This window comes from Propionispora hippei DSM 15287, assembly GCF_900141835.1.
In the GTDB taxonomy this organism is placed as follows: Bacteria; Bacillota; Negativicutes; order Propionisporales; family Propionisporaceae; genus Propionispora; species Propionispora hippei.
On sequence record NZ_FQZD01000019.1, the window covers coordinates 1 to 17183 of the forward strand.

Consider the following 17183-nt stretch of genomic DNA (forward strand, 5'->3'; position numbering starts at 1 on the left):
CGCTTGCGCCAAGCCAGATGCCGAGCACATCCTTTTTGCCGTCCAGATCGGTGCCGATGGCGACGTAAGCTGCTTTTTTGGTGACGATCCCGTTGTCCCGGACGCTATAATGCACAGCATCCAGAATCATCATGGCGTAGATGCTCTGTAGCGGCCGTTCCTGCCATTCCTTGATAAGTGGCAGAATTTTGTCGGTTATCTTGGAAACACGACTGTCATCCACGTCGATGCCATACATCTCCCGCATGGTTCTTTGGATGTCGCGGGTAGAGATGCCCTGAGAGTACAAAAAGATGACTTTGTCCTCTATAGAGGAAACGTCGGTCTGATGCTTTTTGACAAGCTGCGGCGAATATTCGCCCTGACGGTCGCGCGGAACCTTGATCTCCATTTCTCCGGTGCTGCTCTGCACGGTCTTTTGGGAATACCCGTTTCGGCTGTTGTCCGTTTGCTTGTTTTTGTAGTCGTATTTTGAATAGCCAAGCTCGCTGTCAAGCTCTGCGTCAAGTGCCGCCTGTATCGTTTCGGCGGTCAGCATTTTCACAAATTCGTGAACATCATTCATATCCTTGATCCCATATTCCTCGATCATTTGCCGCAGCTTGCTTTTTTCTTTCCCTGCCATAACAAAACCTCCATTGTTGTCATTTTTATCTTACCTGACAATGGAGGTTTACACAATTTTTTCTGCACTACCGATTGCAATGACTAAAGATGTTGTTTTTACAGTGGCTAAATGGTTTGAAAGGTGAATTTATTTGATTGGGAAGTTACATCTTTGGCTCAGATGACTTTCGCAATCAATTGAACAAGATTAAAATAATTTCCTCCCTCAGCCTCCATCATTTTGATGTCCTCAGCGACAATGGGATGATAACCGGTCTGCCATTCTTTCCATGCCTGCCTGCAAGAGGCCATTTCGCGGCTGTCTACCATTTCAATGCCCTCGGCTCTTTTCCACAAATCTTCCCACCAAGCAACAGAGTGCAGGGTTCTTTCCATCTCGCTATTCCAAAATGGTTGCATAGCAGCGGGAACATTTTTCCCGAATTCGTATTTTAAGCCGGGAATCGCTACTGCAATATAGCCTCCCTTTTTTACATATGGAATGAGCGAAGGGAGCATTTCTGCAGTATCACCGAAATAATGGTAAGCGTCCACGGTAAATAACAGGTCAAAATATCTGTTTGCGAAAGGCAATCCTTTGGTCGCGTCTACTGAAATTGGAACGGCTTTATTATCAATCCCGGTAGATTTGAAACGCTCATAGTTTTCAGTCGGTGAAATCCACAAGTCGGCGGCGAAAACTTTTGCGCCGTATTTTTGTGTCAGCAAGAGTGTAGATAGACCACACCCACAACCGAGGTCAAGTATACGCATATTCTCATTGACGTTTAGATATGATGCTAATTCTTCTGCTACTCGCATGGCATTAGGCCCCATCATGGCAGCTTTCAAAAACTCCATGTTATTTTGACTGGAAATAAATTGATCTGTAAATGTGTACATACTTCTTCCTCCGGTAATATTTTTAACTTGCTGCTATAAATAAAGTATAGTAGTTATATTATTACAATGCACCCTGCAAGATAACTCAGAAATAAAAAAGCGAAACGGCAAATTACCGTGTCGCTTTTACTTTAGCCTTGATTTTTCCTATCAGCCAATATTTTGTAGATTGTTTTGGGTGATAAGTAATTACAGTTTGCAATATCGCGAACAGAAATACCGTTCCGATATTGGGAAAAGATGATCTCGTTGCGTTCTTGAATATATTGGCAGCTGTTTTTTACTTCCCCCCACCGCCTTTTATTCTCTGCTTTTCGTGGAATGTAAATATATTCACCATCAATATACTGTTGTATTACTTCTAACAAATCGGCGGGAAATACACTGCCAGCGTTCTTGTAGCCCATAATTCTCCTCCTAAAATTGTAGTTTTAGGATTGAGCAAAAGCTATCTCACAGTGGGTTTGTTATGCGACAGCTTTTGCTCCGCATAACACCGACTCCAAATGACTATATTTAAACATAAATCCGTATCTCCTTTAATATAAATTTTATGTTTGATCAGCAGTTTACCACAAAAACTCTGTAAAGAAAAGTGTGCCGGTACTCTGGATTTCTGCTATACTTGTATGAATATGGAAGAAATTTTGCTTTTTGCAAGCAAATTAGCAATAACTAGAGAATATGGAAGGGATGCAAGGGTTAGTGTGTATAGCATTAGAGGGCAATGCTAAAGATACGTGTAAGAAAATTATAAAGAGATTTCTCTAGGTGAAGCGATACTAAGCTAGTGCAGTCAAAGGACAGTGTCCGAATGTTTGAAACACTGCAAACCGTCCCTGTGATTTTCTACAAGGCTTTGGCAAGAGTTGTTTTACAGTTAGAAGAAGGTAATAATTTAGAAGAAGGGTGGAGACTGATGAAAAGTGTTACTGTACTTATAACAGATTGGTGCCCACATTGTAAAAGAGCAATTGCTTGGATTGATGAAGTAAAGCAAGAGAATCCGAAATATAAAGATATTAAAGTGGAAATCATTGATGAAGAGAAGAATCCTGCGATTGCAAAGCAATACAATTATTATTATGTTCCTACTTATTATGTAGAAAAGCGTAAAATCTTTGAAGGTGGCACTACTAAAGATATTGTACGTAAAGTATTTGAAGAAGCTATAAAAAACTGATATTTAACTTTATGGATCTTCACTATCATGGCATTCGGGATGATAAACTATTGAAAAAGGTTCATAAGAATTATGAATGAATAGAATATCGAAAGACGCGGGGACGGTGGATGTGTCTTACGGAAAGGCTTTATTGAAAAAAATATAGCAAGACAGCACCACTGTCCTATGTCCTCTTGTACGATACTGAAGAAGGGTAAAAACAGAAAATAACGAAGATGAATGGGAAAATATAAAATCAAGTAAACCATTATTGGAGGATGATTTGTGAATAATACATTGCCTAAAGAAACGGCCTTACTTATAGTGGATGTACAGAATGCCATAGATGATCCCCAATGGTCTAAGTATGGTAAAAGAAATAATCTTAATGCTGAAGATAATATGGCATTGATACTGAATAAATGGCGACAAGCAGGCCGGAAGGTAATTCATGTAAAGCATGAATCAAAGGAGATTGATTCAACGTATCGTCCTGGCTTTGCAGAATGTGAGTTTAAAGAATGTGTCACACCAGTAAGTGGTGAAGACATAATTATTAAGCATGTTAATTGTGCATTTATTAGAACAAACTTAGAGTCAATACTTAACGAAGAAAATATTTCGAATCTGGTGGTTTTTGGAGTTATAACTAACAATTCAGTGGAAAGTACTGTAAGAGTCGCCGGAAACCTAGGATTTAATACATATCTAGTAGAAGATGCCACGTTTACGTTTGCTAAGCCTGATTATAGGGGGCGTATTTATAGCGCCGACGAAATACATGCAATATCACTGGCCAATATGAATAATGAATATTGTGCAATTATTTCTACAAGTGAATTAATCAACATGATATGACCATCGTTGCAGATGTGTGTATAAAAAGAAATTGGCGTGAAAGAGTAACAACTTGCAATAAGCATAAAAAAATCGGAGCATATGCGCTCCGATTTTTTTATTTTCTGGTTTAATGACAGCTCTTGCGTATCTATGTTGCTTCCGCGAGAGTATGCTCTTTTTTCGCTTGGCAATACATTGGATTTTTGAGGAGTTGATGAACCTGTTGATTACGGTCGAGCACGGCAGTGGATGAGGGTTGGTTTAATAGAGCTGCCTACCTTCGATGGACAAGCTAAAGCAAGTATTTAAAGAAAATTAGTGGCATTTGGAGAGCGTGCAGGAGTGGAATAGGCTGTTGAAGCGGATCGTAGGTAAGATTATAATATATATCTGGGGATTCAATATAATTGAATGTCAATAAAGACAAAAATGTCTGGTTAATTTTAAAAAATACTTGATTTAAATAAAGCTCCTGCGATTTTTTGTATAAATATGGAAGGATTTTTACCAGTAAAATCAAAATACACGTCGTCATTTCGACTGTCGTTAATTATATTGCCTATGAGGTATATCAAGCCATGCAAGATTTGCTTGCCCATTTAGGCAGAGTAGTTACATTTAGGTGATTGAAATACTAATATAGTGAGGGAAGAAGGGGTAATGTGGAATTGGTTTATTATACGGCAGATGTTTTTACCGATAGACGGTTTTGCGGTAATCAACTGGCTGTATTTCCCAATGCGGAAGGTCTTAGCTCTATAGAAATGCAAGCTATTGCTCGAGAGTTTAATTTTTCAGAAACGGTATTTGTCTTTCCTCCTAGAAATTGTAGTAATACTAAGCGGTTGAAGATCTTTACCCCAGAATCAGAAATTCCTTTTGCTGGACACCCTACCATCGGGACTGCTTGTGTGTTGGCGGCCAGCAGTAATATTGCGTTAGATGGACAAGATACGAAAATTGTCTTTGAAGAAGAAGTTGGCGATATACCTGTTAAGATAAAAAGAGAAGGTGAAAAACTATACGCTGAGTTTACAACCGCCAAAGAGCCGGAGTTTAAATCATGTGCAGCTAGCTTAGGTGATATTGCTGCCATCTTTTCACTTTCTGAAGCAGATATTGTCGTCAAAGATTACCCCATTAAAGCAGTGAGTTGCGGACTACCGTTTCTATTTGTCCCTGTTAAGTCCCTGAAAGAAATACAACGAGTAAAAGTAAACCCGTTCATATGGAAAGAGTGTCTGAAGAATGAATGGGAACAACAAATTTATCTATTTACCGATGAAACAATAGATGCTGATTGTCAGTTCCATGCCCGTATGTTTGCAGCCGACATAGGTTTTGGTGAAGATCCGGCCACTGGTTCTGCAGCCGCAGCATTTGCTGGTTATCTTGGACAATTACCCACTTTTGCTGAGGGAGATATTGGTTTGGAAATTGAACAAGGGTTAGAAATAGGGCGGCCAAGTAAGCTCTTTGTCCAAGCTGAAAAAAACAATGGTGTAGTTAGTAAAATTCGAGTAGGGGGATATAGCGTACTCGTATCACATGGTATGATAACAATATAAACTTATATTACCTCGATGAGAAACAACAATGTTTTAAGAAGATGGATGAACCGAAAGGGTTCCCGCCTTACCACTGGTTTTTTGAGGGTATAGGTTGTGCGTTGCCTGGCCAGATGCGGGGTTAATCCTGTGCAGTAGGACGTATAACTATATCACCCACGTCAACATCGGCGGGTTGTTCTATAGCGAACATAATGGCGCGAGCAATCGCATCTGGCGGGATTGCGATCTTACCCATTTTTTCAATGGTAGAGGCCTTCAATTCCGAAGTTGTCATGGATTCCGGAAAGTTCGTGCGAATAAAACCAGGCGAAACGTTTGTTACCCGTAGTTTGTCACCGGCCTCTTGACGTAAAGCCTCTGCGATAGTACGCCAAAAGACGCAGGGACGGTGGATGTGTCTTGAGGAAAGGATTTATTGAAAAGATATAGCAAGACAGCGCGCACCGTCTCCGTGTCCGCTCTAATTAAAAATTATGGTTTATTTAGAAACAAATGAGCTTGAAATAATGAACTACTGTTAAATTTTTTATGATGAGAAGTAAAAATGAAATATTTTCATGTCCGGCTACATCAGGTAGAATTGGAATAACGGATAGGTCTATTAAAGATGCAGGCCAGATTCCTTTAGGTACGTATACTTTAGACCCACGGGAAATATCGGGTGGACTTGTGAAAGCCATTGAAAGAAATGTAATGTTAAGAGAAGACTGGGGAATGTATAGAGTGCCTTTAAAACCAGAGGAAGACACAAACATGTTGAATCGCGATGAAATATTCTTACATGGTGGCTTTTTCCCAGGAACTGCTGGGTGTATAGATATTGGGACACACGATCAAGAACTATTTCCTGTGCTTATGCAACATGACGGGTTAATTAATGTTAAGGTAGTTGAAGTCAGAAATGATATGCTCTTTCCAAGCGACCAGGAATATGTCAACGCTTAGTATCTCTCAGTGAAATAGACTCATTTATAGTGATTATATACCTCCTGAAAGAGTAATAGTATAATATATTCAGATTTTAACTTTAGGAGGGGGATTTTTGAAAAAGATAGTTTTTTTTGTATTCCTGCTTTTGGCATTTTATTTGTTGCTTGGATGCCCAAGTATTTTTGATGCTATTAATTTAAAATTATTTGCTGCACCAGAACATATTATAACCCGGTTTTATGCGGAGCAAGATCTTGCTGAAGATCAATTAATAGACTCTTTAATTCTTGCCGGACCTAAAATGGTTCCCCTTCTAGAACGTGAAATACTGAAAAAAGAAATTCCTAGAAGGCGCTATGCTATATCTGCTCTTGGTCATTTAGGTAATAATAATTCAATTACTATTCTCGAACATATTCTTCAGGATAAAAGTGAAAAAGAAGTTTTTAGAGCGGATGCTCTTGAGGCGATAGCCGGTATTAACTTGACATACGCGCAAAAGATTGCTCCTACATATCTAAATGATACGAGTTTTGTCGCAAATCGTGCAAATGAAATACTTGCAAATTCAACATCATTATATAAACGTACATATTGGGACGCACTTTTACATCGACATTATTAATAATATTCTTATCTAAATTATAAGCTGAAAAATCAGAGTATAGATAAAGGAGCTATGTCTTTATGACTAAAGTTGTGATTGTAAAAGCCAACTCTTACGATACACAAGTAGTTGAGCAAGTCATGCAAGATTTGCTTGCCCATTTAGGCGGTATAGAAAGGTATATAAATGCTGGCGAACGAGTGTTGGTAAAGCCGAACATGTTAGAAGCGGTGGATAAAGCGTCCGGGGTAACTACCCATCCGGAGGTTGTCAGGGCGGTTGTTCGGATGGTAAAGAGTGCAGGAGCGATACCGGTGGTTGGGGATTCGCCGGGAGTGGGTAATCTTCGGAAAGTGGCTGAGAAGTGCGGGATTTGGCAGGTTTGTCAGGAGGAGGGTGTATTGCTGGTTTCCTTTAATGAAATTGCCGAATTGGCTTTGCCCGAGGGGATTTTGCTCAAAAAGCTGAATGTGGCTAATGTCGTTACAGAGGTAGATAAGGTCATTTCACTGGCCAAAATGAAGACCCATTCTTTTATGGGAGTCACTGGAGCCGTTAAAAATTTGTTTGGTCTTTTTGTAGGCACCGATAAGGCGCAATTCCATTTGCGCATGAAACACAGAACTGATTTTGCCCGGATGCTGGTTGATTTGTACAGGGCCATCAAGCCGGTACTGTCTATTGTTGATGGCATTACCGGCATGGAGGGCGCCGGTCCGCGTAATGGACAGGTTGTCCGGAGCGGGGTGCTGCTGGCTGGCAGTTGCGGGTTTTCCGTCGATTTGGTTATGGCCGACATCATGGGGTTTGACGCTGAGCAGATGCCGGTTGCCCAGGCCGCCTTAGCGGCCGGCTTATCACCGGCTTTAGCGGCGATTGACCGGGTTGGCAGTGGCAAGGACGAACACCTTCACTTTAAGGAACCACGCAACTTTGACAGTCTGGAACGAAAGCTGCCGGGCTGGCTTGTTGACTTTAGTCAAAATCAGTTTACGGCCAAGCCGCTTATTGATCGGGCCTGTATTGGCTGCGGGCGCTGTGCCGAGCATTGTCCGCCTAAAGCCATTCGGATTATCCAGGGGAAAGCCGTCATCGATTACCGCGAATGTATTCGCTGCTATTGCTGTCAGGAATTATGTCCGGCTGATGCGGTAAGCCTGAGCGATGGCCGTTTATTGCGTCTTGTCAAATGGCTGCGGGAAAGATAAAAGGAGCGATAGTGCCGCTAGGGGACTGTCACTCCTTTTTCGTTTAAGCAGGGCCTATTTTTTCAGTGAAAGCAAAGAATGGCGAGGCGATAAAAACGGTCTTTCGCAGTAACTTTTCCGGTAGTTTCACCATTTTTCAATAAGCAATTGTTTAAGCTTAGCTGACTGATTAATACGGATTATGAAAAGAGAGGAGGTTGGCTGCTGCTAGAAGCCTTAATTTCCGGGAAAGCGAGGCCCGGAGACATTAGCTCCCTATAATCAGTTTTTAAAATCACGAACCGACCGACAGTCTTTATTTTTTGACTGGCGGTTGGCGTTTTTGTTTATGAGGAGTATCTATAAGCTTATCCCTGTTAATCTGGCAGGGCATTTCTATTTTTGGGGTAGCGGTAACTTCTGCAGAAACATGCATATGAGGGCAGGCATTCTATTGTTTGTGCAGAAATTTTAAACCAAACCTGGAAGGATTCTCCTTTTCCTATGAGAATAAAGTTAAAGAAATAGGGAGGATATATATGAAACTAACTGTTTTAGTCGATAACAATACTATAATTGATAAATATTTTCAAGGTGAACCGGCGGTATCCTATTTTATAGAATGTGAAGGGAAGCAATATTTATTTGACACAGGATATTCAGACCTATTTTTAAAGAACGCGAACAAAATGGGAATAGATCTTTTAAACCTGGATGCAATTGTTCTTTCACATGGCCATAATGACCATACCGGGGGATTGAATGAATTAGTCCGACTATATTCGAAAATCTCATTGAAAGAGCGTAATTTGAGAATACCACCCATCATTGCACATCCTGAGGCATTTTTAGAAAAAAGAGAAAATGGATTGAGTATAGGGGCAACATGTTCAACAAGTCAATTAAAGAGTATTTTTCCCCTGCAACTTAGTAAGAATCCGGTTGCATTGTCAGACAAGCTAATATTTCTAGGTGAAATTGAAAGAAACAATTCCTTTGAAGCAACCTATCCAATCGGTGAAACAATAAAGGATGATATATGTCAAAAGGACTTTGTCCTGGATGATTCGGCGTTAGTGTATAAGTCCGGGGCAGGGTTAGTGATAATTACAGGCTGTTCTCATGCCGGGATTTGCAATATTATCGAATATGCGAAAAAGGTCTGCCATGAGGATAGAATATGGGATATTATTGGCGGATTTCATCTTTTGAATCCAAGTAAAAACCAACTGGTTCATACAAATACATACATTGAAGGAAATAAGATTGCCACTATCCATGCGTGTCATTGTACGGATCTGTATTCTAAAATATGGTTATCGCGGGTGGCAAAGCTTAAAGATGTAGGTGTTGGGTTGGTGCTTGAATATACGTGAGAATTAAAATGAGCTTTTATCTTTTTATGGTTTGTTCCGTGTGTCGACATAGGGAGAACTTGGTGAAGCCTCACTTGCTGGAAAGGTGGAGAAAGTGGTTTTATGGCTGTTTGAAAAGTAAGGAATAAACCGGCAAGTACCTTATGCAATTGTAATTTTTGGCAGGATTTTGGCGAAGTTTGAGGTATTTATTTAGTACAATATAAAGCACAGCAAAGGTGGCTCTCACTTTATGAAGTCGGCTAAAGCGAGAAAGAGTATTGCGTGTTTGATTATTTTTATCATAGGCAGTATGCTGTTTGCCGGCAGTCTGTCCTGGGCGAAGGGGCGTCAGGAAAGCCGAAATATTCTTATTTTAAATTCCTATCATAAAGGTTATCGCTGGACGGATGATATTATGGAGGGAATCTTCTCCGTACTGGGGCCTGAGGGGCAGCAGCTTCATTTGACGGTGGAAGATATGGATACCAAACGGGTAGCCGCTGATCAGGAATACTTTAACAAGCTGTATGAAGTATATCGTTATAAGTTTAAGGACCGGAAATTTGATCTGGTGATTTGCTCGGATGATGCGGCTTTTCATTTTCTGGAGCAGTTTCACCAGCAGCTGTTTCCGGATACGCCGGTTGTTTTTTGCGGCGTTAATTATTTTGAGGACGGGATGCTTAAGGATCAACCGTTGTTCACCGGTGTGGTAGAAATGTACGATATCCGTGGAACGATCCAGGCGGCGCTGCGCCTCCATCCGGCTACCAAAAATATATATGTCATTAATGACAAGACCATAACCGGGCAGGGTGTCCGGCGTACTTTGCTGGAGGTGACCAAGGAGTTTCCGGACGTGAATTTTATTTCCCTGGAGGACTTGCCTATGGCGGAAATCCAGGACAAGGTGCGGCAGCTTTCTGCTGACAGTCTGGTTTTGTTTCTGGTCTTTTTTCAGGACACAGCCGGCGATCATTTTAATTATGACGAAAGTATCTCGTTGATTGCCGCCGGCAGCCGGGTACCGATCTATGGCGTTTGGGATTTTTATCTGGGCCATGGAATTGTTGGCGGCGTGCTGACCAGCGGTTATTCCCAGGGGGCTATGGCCGCCCAACTGGCGCTGCGGGTTCTGGCCGGGGAGCAGCCGGCCCATATCCCACCCGTAAAGGACAATGTGAATCGTGCAATGTTTGACGAACGGCAAATGAAACGGTACGGGATTGACCGTGCCCAATTGCCGGAGGGCAGCACGATTATCAATGAGTCGTATACGGCTAAGAAGCAGGTGCTGGTCCTGCAGTCCTACCATTCGGATATGCCCTGGGTACATAGTGTGGATACCGGCGTCCGGGCCGTGCTGGGAGCTGAGCCGGATGTGGAATGCTATTTCGACTACATGGATACCAAGCGCAATCCCAGTCCGGAATACCTTCAGCAATTGTATGATCTGTATAAGTATAAATACGGGAATAAGAAGTTCGACGCCATTATTACGGTCGATGATAATGCCTACCACTTTGTCCTGACCCATCATCAGGAGATTTTCCCGGGCACTCCCATGGCGTTTTGCGGGGTCAATGATTTTAACGAGCAGGTCTTTGCCGCAAATCACAATTGGGTGAGCGGCGTAGTGGAAAATGTGAATATTCCCGGCACGCTGGATGTGGCGCTGCGGCTGCATCCCCGTGTCCGCAATATTGTGGTGATCAATGATCATTCGGGGGTGGGACAAACCAACCTTCGCATGCTGCGGGACAGTATGCCGCCTTATCAGGAGCGCGGAATCCACTTTGACTTGCTGGACGATATGACGATGGCCGAGGTGCGGGACTATGTATCCCGGCTGGGTGACGACAGCCTGATTCTGCTGCTTACTTTTAATCAGGATAAGGCCAATCATGTATTTTCCTATGAAGAGAGCATGGATCTTATTGCGGAAAAGGCGAAGGTCCCCATTTACGGTCTGTGGGACTTTTATCTGAATCATGGCCTGGTAGGCGGCTTTTTAACCGACGGCTATTCGCAGGGGGAATTGGCCGCTACGCTGGCACTGCGTATGCTGCGAGGCGAAGCGCCCGGACAAATACCGGTCGTGCGGCAAAGCCCCAACAATTATATGTTTGATTACCGTCAATTAGTCAGGTTCGGCGTGGATCTTCAAAAATTGCCGCCAGGCAGCATGGTGTTGAACCAGCCTGCATCTTTTTACGGACAATATCGTACGCTGGTATGGGGTGTAGGCCTGTTTATTTTTCTCCTGGTGATTGCTATTTGTTTCCTTTATGTTAATATAATAGGGCGGAAAAAAGTGGAGCAGGAGCTGAAAGTGCATGCCACGACCGATACCATGACCGGCGTGATCAACCGCCGTACGGGCCTGCTATTCCTGGAAGAGCAGCTGGTAAGGGCCGATGAGGCCGGCAAGCCTTGCACGATTTGCTTTATCGATATTAATGATTTAAAAAGAGTGAATGATCAATGGGGACATCATCAGGGCGACAGGCTGATCGAAACAGTCTGCCTACTGATCAAGGAAGCTTTGCGGCCGGCCGACATCCTGGCCCGCCTGGGGGGCGACGAATTTCTGATTATCTTTCCGTCCTGTACCATTCCTCTGGCCGCGCTGATCTGGCAGAGCATTGCCACACAGGCGTTGGAGTATAATAAAACGGAGTCTTACTTTCAGGTGAGCCTCAGTCATGGCTTTGCCCAGTACAATCCCGGTTCGGCCGTGTCCTCGAATGAGCTGATTAAGGAAGCCGATTTCTGTATGTATCAGGACAAGATGAAACAAAAGGGAATTATTAAGTAGGGGGAATCCAGCTTACTATGGCGGCAAAAAAGTATTACGCAGTAAAGGCGGGCCGGGCGCCGGGGATTTATGAGACCTGGGCGGAGTGCCAAAAGCAGGTGATTGGCTATAAGGGGGCGCTGTTTAAAAGTTTTCCGACAAAGCAGGAGGCAGACGCCTATCTGAGTGGTGAGGGAGCTATTGCGGCGCCAGTCATCGCGGCTACGGCCGACAGCCGGGCGGAAGTCCGGACCGGCTGTCATTATGATATATATGTGGACGGCAGCTACGATCACCGGAAGCGGCAGTATAGCTGGGGCTTTGCCGCCTACCGGGACGATGAGCTGATTCATACGGCCAGCGGCGTGGGCCGCGATGAAAGCGCCGTTGCCTTCCGCAATGTGGCTGGCGAGCTGGAGGCGACGATGGAGGCCGTCACCTGGGCGCAGAAACAGGACGTGGCGGCAATTACCATTCATCACGACTACAGCGGTATTTCGGAGTGGGCCACAGGGTCCTGGAAAACCAACAATGCGCTGACCCAAGGCTATGCCGCCTTTATTGGCCGTCATTTGTCCTGGGTGCGGTTTCATAAAGTGGCCGGCCATACCGGCGTGGCCGGTAATGAACTGGCTGACCGTCTGGCGGGAGAGGCGCTTAAAAACTACAACCCGGCTGGCTGGTCGGACAATTCGGGGCAGGAGGGATAGCTGTGTACATATCATTCATTGAGTTGGGACAAACCGTGCTGTTCATGCTGGCGGTGATTGCCTGCGGCTATCTCATCGCCGTGTTGCGCCGGTTGCTGCGCGTGCTGGGACAGGTGCAGGATGTAGTGGAGGCCAACCGGGAGCCGGTGGGCCGGACGTTGTCTGTTTTGCCGGACACCTTAACCTCGGTACAGGAGTTGGCGGCCAGCGTGAGGACGACTGTGGAGCAGACCAGCAGTACGATGGAATCCTGGCAGGGCCAGGTGACCAGCAAGGTAAAGGACTGGCATCACAATATAGAGTCTTATGCTTTTTATCTTAATATTCTTATGGAAGTACTCAGAACCGTGTTTCCCAAGAAGCGCTGAGTGTTTGATCCCCTTCGTAGCCGGCAGGCCGCGGGGGGATTTTTATCCCCCCCGGAGCGGATTCTCCGGGGACGAGCGGGTAAGGACCGGACACTCAGTGGCCGGTAAAGGCTTTGCTGACAAAGTCCTTAAACTTTTGAGCAGCCGGTGACATGTAGCGGTTTTTTATCCAGGCCATTTCAATGGACCGATGGCAGTCGGTGTCGGCAATATGCAGGAAGGTAATTTTTGCTTTTTCCACACCGTTGGTGTAGGGAATGAGCGCCAAACCAAACTTGGCTTCGACCAGCCCGGCAACGGTCAGTATTTCCTGTCCTTCAAAGGTGATGACCGGCGTCAGGCCGGCAGCGGAGAAGAGCTGGTCCATGATGATCCGGAGTCCGTAATCCTTTTTGAAGGTGATCATCGGTTCGCCGGCTATTTCCGCCAGATTGACTTCGCGGCGGCAGGCCAGGGGATGATCGATGGGGACGGCGAGCAACAGTTCCTCCTGAAACAGGGTCTGACAACCGATCCGGTCATCGGGAATGACCGGTGAACACAGGCACAGGTCGATTTCACCGGCCTCCAGCTGATCAATGAGCAGGGCCGTGTAATTTTGGTACAGCTTGAACTGAATGTCCGGATATTGCTCGTGAAACTCGCCGAGCAGGCTAGGCACCACATTGGTCCCCAGGGAATGCAAAAAAGCCAGCGATACCGTGCCGCGGTCGGGATGCAGCATATCGTCCAGCACTTTTTGGCCTGTAGCGATTTCCTGCAAGGCTCTGTCCACATGCCGCAAAAATATTTTACCGTAGCGGTTTAAGACGATGTGCTTGCCGTTGCGTTCGAACAGGGGACAGCCCAGCTCCTGTTCGAGCTTGGCAATTGAACGGCTCAGCGCCGGCTGCGATACGGACAGATCACGGGCGGAATCGGTCATATGCTGCGTTCTGGCCACGGCCCGGAAGTTCTCCAATTGGTACCATTCCATACAAACCACTCCTATATAATCATTATGCATTAATTATATAATAAGAATGCATTGGAATTATAATTTAATTAGCAGTACTATATAAAAAGAATTTGTTTTTCTGGTGGATCATCTGTGGTAAAAACAGTTGATAGTTTTTAGTGTAGCTGAGCTCCCAGAGAAGGGATGGTTTAACAATGTCAAACTATATCGAGCAGTCGGACCAGCGTTACTGGAAGACGATTGCCGCCATGTTTCTGGGCAGCTTTGTAACCTTTGCCCTGCTTTATTGCCTGCAGCCGCTCATTCCGGTGTTTTCCGGCGAATTTCAGATACCGCCGGCTACGGCAGGATTGTCCGTATCTTTCGCTACCGGCGGACTGGCTGTTTCGATGATATTCATGTCCTGGCTGTCCGATGTCAAGGGGCGAAAATATGTGATGACTTTGGCGTTGGTCGGTTCGGCCGTGCTGGCGATAGCTACCGCCTTTGTTCAGAATTTTACCCTGCTGTTGGTGCTGCGAGCCCTGCAGGGCGTTTTGCTGGCCGGGTTTCCCGCTATTTCCATGGCCTATATCAATGAGGAATTCAGCCCGGCGATTACCGGCCTGGTGATCGGAATCTATGTCAGCGGCAATTCGGTGGGCGGTTTAATAGGGCGCCTCTTAATCAGCACGCTGACTGATTTCTTTTCCTGGCGTTTCGCGGTAGGCGCATTGGGCGCTGTTTGTGTGCTGATGAGTCTGTGGTTCTGGCTTCGCCTGCCGGAATCGAAGAATTTTCGCCCTAAGCGGCTGGCGCCGCAGGCAGTGCTGAAGGGCCTGGGTCAGGCGCTGCAGGATACCGAGCTTCGCTGCCTGTATTGCATTGGCTTTTTGATTATGGGCAGCTTCGTGACCTTGTACAATTATATTGCCTATCCGCTCATGGCAGCGCCGTATAATTTAAGCCAGACGGTGGTCGGCTGCATCTTTTTTGTGTATCTGGTCGGTACTTTTAGCTCGACCTTTATGGGCAAGCTGGCCGATGAACGGGGCAGCAATAAGGTGCTTTGCCTGTCGCTGAGCTGCATGCTGGCCGGTGTTGTTTTGACCCTGGCGCCCAGTCTATATGTTAAAATCATCGGGGTTGCCGTGTTCACCTTCGGCTTTTTTGGCAGCCACTCGGTAGCCAGCAGTTCAGTCGGCAAGAACCCTAAGGTTGGCAAGGCCCAGTCATCGTCCCTCTATTTGCTGCTCTACTATATCGGCTCCAGCGTGCTGGGCGCGCTGGGCGGGACTTTTCTGGTGTGGAACGGCTGGAGCGGTGTTGTCCTGCTGATCGGCACCGCGCTGGTTCTGGCGCTGGCTATCGCCGTAACACTGCTATCGCGGGAGGAACGCTACAAGGTGTACGAGGTGCAGCATAGTTAGCTTATAGTTTCACCTAACCGTACCATGACGAGTAATTTTTGGGCCGGACGGGATGAGATTTGCAGTCATAGGGCCTTATTTCGAAAAGTGAACAAGCATGGAGTAAAAAAGGTGTTTCCAGGGTGTTTTGGAGAAGGTTGGCAGCCCGCATTGAGATATTGAGTAATATTTTACAATAGAATAAAAAAGCTTGACCGTTTATGTAACTTTTTGTATACTGTTAAAGAGAAAGCCCCCTTGCATTGGGGGCTTATTTATTGCATAAACATAACCAATGCTCAGTGCAGTTATGGTGTGACAGTAGTTTTGTATAGTAATACGATAGAGATACTAGGGAGCAAAGGAGGGTTGCGTCATGGCACGTTTGGAGGAACGCCTTTCCCAGCAGCGTGGCAAGAAGAAGCATTCCGTCTGGCTGTTTCTGGCTGCCGTATTCAGCATGGCCGTGGTAGCGATGGCCACCTATTACTGGTTTGTCAGCGGCGGCGATTTTGAAAAAGCAACAAAACGGGCAGGCAGCACCCTGACTGGGACGGGAAAAGTAAATATATTGGTTCTTGGGGTAGATGAGCGTAGCGATGATGTGGGTCGTTCCGATACGATGTTCGTCATCACCGTGGACAAGGATACCAAGTCGGTGTCCATGCTGTCCGTACCGCGGGATACCCGCGTGAAAATCCCCGGCCATGGCTGGGATAAGATTAATCATGCCTATGCGGAAGGCGGTCATGAACTGTCGATCAAGGCCGTCGAGGGACTTCTGGATATGCCGATCGACTATTATGCCCTGATTAATTTTTCCGGGTTTAAGAAAATTATTGATGCTGTTGGCGGTATCGACATTAATGTGGAAAAACGGATGTACTATGAAGATCCCTATGATGGCGACGGATTCTTGATCAACCTGAAACCGGGCTTGCAGCATATGGATGGCAAAACAGCCATTCAATATGTCCGTTACCGTGATGAAGAGGGCGACATCGGTCGGGTGGCCCGGCAGCAGAAGTTTGTTAAAGCCTTAATGGATGAGGTGGCCAGTCCGGCCGTCATTCCTAAATTGCCGTCGTTGATTAAGGAGCTCAGCTCGGCCGTTAAGACCGACATGTCGGCCAGTGAAATGCTTAATCTGGCCAAAATATTGAATGATGCGTCCAAGCAGGGCCTGCATGCCGACATGGTACCGGGCAGACCGGCCTATATTGACGATATCAGCTACTGGATACCCGATTTGGTTGCCCTGCGTCAGCATATGGCCAATATTATGGATCTGAAAACAGACCTTAAATACCAGGCTAACGCGAAACAGGAAGCTTCCGAGTACGAAAGATCCATTCCGAAAGAGATGAAGGTCCTTGATCCTCCGCCGGTTAAGACGGTGGACAAGACGGATGATAAGGAAAGTGACAAGGACAAAGCAACCGCCAAGGCGGATAAGGATAAAGATAAACCCGGCGGAACCAAGCAAACCGATAAAGCCACGCTGCCGCCGCCGGCCCGGTTGTCGGTGGAAGTGCTCAATGCCAGCGGAGTGGCCGGGGCGGGCGATAAAATGGCTGCTCTGCTCCGGAACCAGGGCATACAGGTAACCAGCGTGTCGTCGATTACCAATACGTATAAGACCACCACGGTGGTTGCCAACACGGCGAACAGCGCCGTGATTAACCGGTTAAGCGGCTTGCCTTTTGACTATTCTTTACAGGTTTCCAGAGATGACAGCAAGGACACCCAAGCGACGGTCATCATTGGGAAGGATTTCGCAGGGAAATAGCCCTGT

General features: G+C 45.6%; 16 protein-coding genes. 12 read left to right on the forward strand and 4 right to left on the reverse strand.

Going from position 1 to position 17183, the window contains the following annotated elements; genetic code table 11:
* The 3 genes from F3H20_RS11695 to F3H20_RS11705 all read right to left on the reverse strand — a co-directional run.
* A partial coding sequence (locus F3H20_RS11695; protein WP_188128306.1) for an IS256 family transposase occupies positions 1–625 on the reverse strand: 625 nt, incomplete at its 3' end.
* Positions 626–783: 158 nt separating this feature from the next.
* Positions 784–1509, reverse strand: coding sequence for an SAM-dependent methyltransferase (locus F3H20_RS11700; protein ID WP_149735104.1), 726 nt, complete (start codon positions 1507–1509; stop codon positions 784–786).
* A 131-nt stretch (positions 1510–1640) separates the two neighbouring features.
* Positions 1641–1916: a CD3324 family protein gene (locus F3H20_RS11705; protein ID WP_149735105.1), complete on the reverse strand. Its 276-nt coding sequence runs from the start codon at positions 1914–1916 to the stop codon at positions 1641–1643.
* 407 nt (positions 1917–2323) lie between these two features.
* Between F3H20_RS11705 and F3H20_RS11710 the strand changes: the two genes are divergently transcribed.
* The 10 genes from F3H20_RS11710 to F3H20_RS11760 all read left to right on the forward strand — a co-directional run bounded on the left by F3H20_RS11710 (position 2324) and on the right by F3H20_RS11760 (position 13042).
* Complete coding sequence (locus tag F3H20_RS11710; RefSeq protein ID WP_223191742.1) at positions 2324–2692, forward strand: glutaredoxin family protein; 369 nt, start codon at positions 2324–2326, stop codon at positions 2690–2692.
* A gap of 267 nt (positions 2693–2959) precedes the next feature.
* Positions 2960–3532: a cysteine hydrolase family protein gene (locus F3H20_RS11715; protein WP_149735106.1), complete on the forward strand. Its 573-nt coding sequence runs from the start codon at positions 2960–2962 to the stop codon at positions 3530–3532.
* A gap of 644 nt (positions 3533–4176) precedes the next feature.
* A complete protein-coding gene (locus F3H20_RS11720) occupies positions 4177–5082 on the forward strand; it encodes a PhzF family phenazine biosynthesis protein (RefSeq protein WP_149735107.1) in 906 nt (301 codons plus the stop codon).
* 672 nt (positions 5083–5754) lie between these two features.
* Positions 5755–6030 (forward strand): hypothetical protein, encoded by a 276-nt coding sequence (locus F3H20_RS11730; protein WP_394349569.1) that lies wholly within the window; start codon positions 5755–5757, stop codon positions 6028–6030.
* Between the two features lie 97 nt (positions 6031–6127).
* The gene (locus F3H20_RS11735; RefSeq protein ID WP_149735109.1) at positions 6128–6640 is read left to right on the forward strand and encodes a HEAT repeat domain-containing protein; all 513 of its coding nucleotides are present in this window, start codon (positions 6128–6130) and stop codon (positions 6638–6640) included.
* A 62-nt stretch (positions 6641–6702) separates the two neighbouring features.
* Positions 6703–7830: a DUF362 domain-containing protein gene (locus F3H20_RS11740; RefSeq protein WP_149735110.1), complete on the forward strand. Its 1128-nt coding sequence runs from the start codon at positions 6703–6705 to the stop codon at positions 7828–7830.
* A 518-nt stretch (positions 7831–8348) separates the two neighbouring features.
* On the forward strand, positions 8349–9185 hold the full coding sequence (locus tag F3H20_RS11745; protein WP_149735111.1) for an MBL fold metallo-hydrolase: 837 nt from the start codon (positions 8349–8351) through the stop codon (positions 9183–9185).
* A gap of 232 nt (positions 9186–9417) precedes the next feature.
* The gene (locus F3H20_RS11750; protein WP_149735112.1) at positions 9418–11985 is read left to right on the forward strand and encodes an ABC transporter substrate binding protein; all 2568 of its coding nucleotides are present in this window, start codon (positions 9418–9420) and stop codon (positions 11983–11985) included.
* Between the two features lie 17 nt (positions 11986–12002).
* Positions 12003–12674, forward strand: coding sequence for a ribonuclease H1 domain-containing protein (locus F3H20_RS11755; protein WP_149735113.1), 672 nt, complete (start codon positions 12003–12005; stop codon positions 12672–12674).
* Positions 12675–12676: 2 nt separating this feature from the next.
* Positions 12677–13042 (forward strand): hypothetical protein, encoded by a 366-nt coding sequence (locus tag F3H20_RS11760; protein WP_149735114.1) that lies wholly within the window; start codon positions 12677–12679, stop codon positions 13040–13042.
* A gap of 94 nt (positions 13043–13136) precedes the next feature.
* Here the strand turns inward: F3H20_RS11760 and F3H20_RS11765 are convergent, their stop codons facing one another.
* On the reverse strand, positions 13137–14018 hold the full coding sequence (locus F3H20_RS11765; RefSeq protein WP_149735115.1) for a LysR family transcriptional regulator: 882 nt from the start codon (positions 14016–14018) through the stop codon (positions 13137–13139).
* Positions 14019–14194: 176 nt separating this feature from the next.
* On the opposite strand from F3H20_RS11765, the gene F3H20_RS11770 reads away from it, so the two are divergent.
* Positions 14195–15409, forward strand: coding sequence for an MFS transporter (locus F3H20_RS11770; RefSeq protein WP_149735116.1), 1215 nt, complete (start codon positions 14195–14197; stop codon positions 15407–15409).
* Between the two features lie 355 nt (positions 15410–15764).
* Positions 15765–17177 carry an LCP family protein gene (locus F3H20_RS11775; protein WP_149735117.1) on the forward strand — a complete coding sequence of 471 codons (1413 nt, stop codon included), beginning with the start codon at positions 15765–15767 and terminating at the stop codon, positions 17175–17177.
* Positions 17178–17183 lie beyond the last annotated feature (6 nt).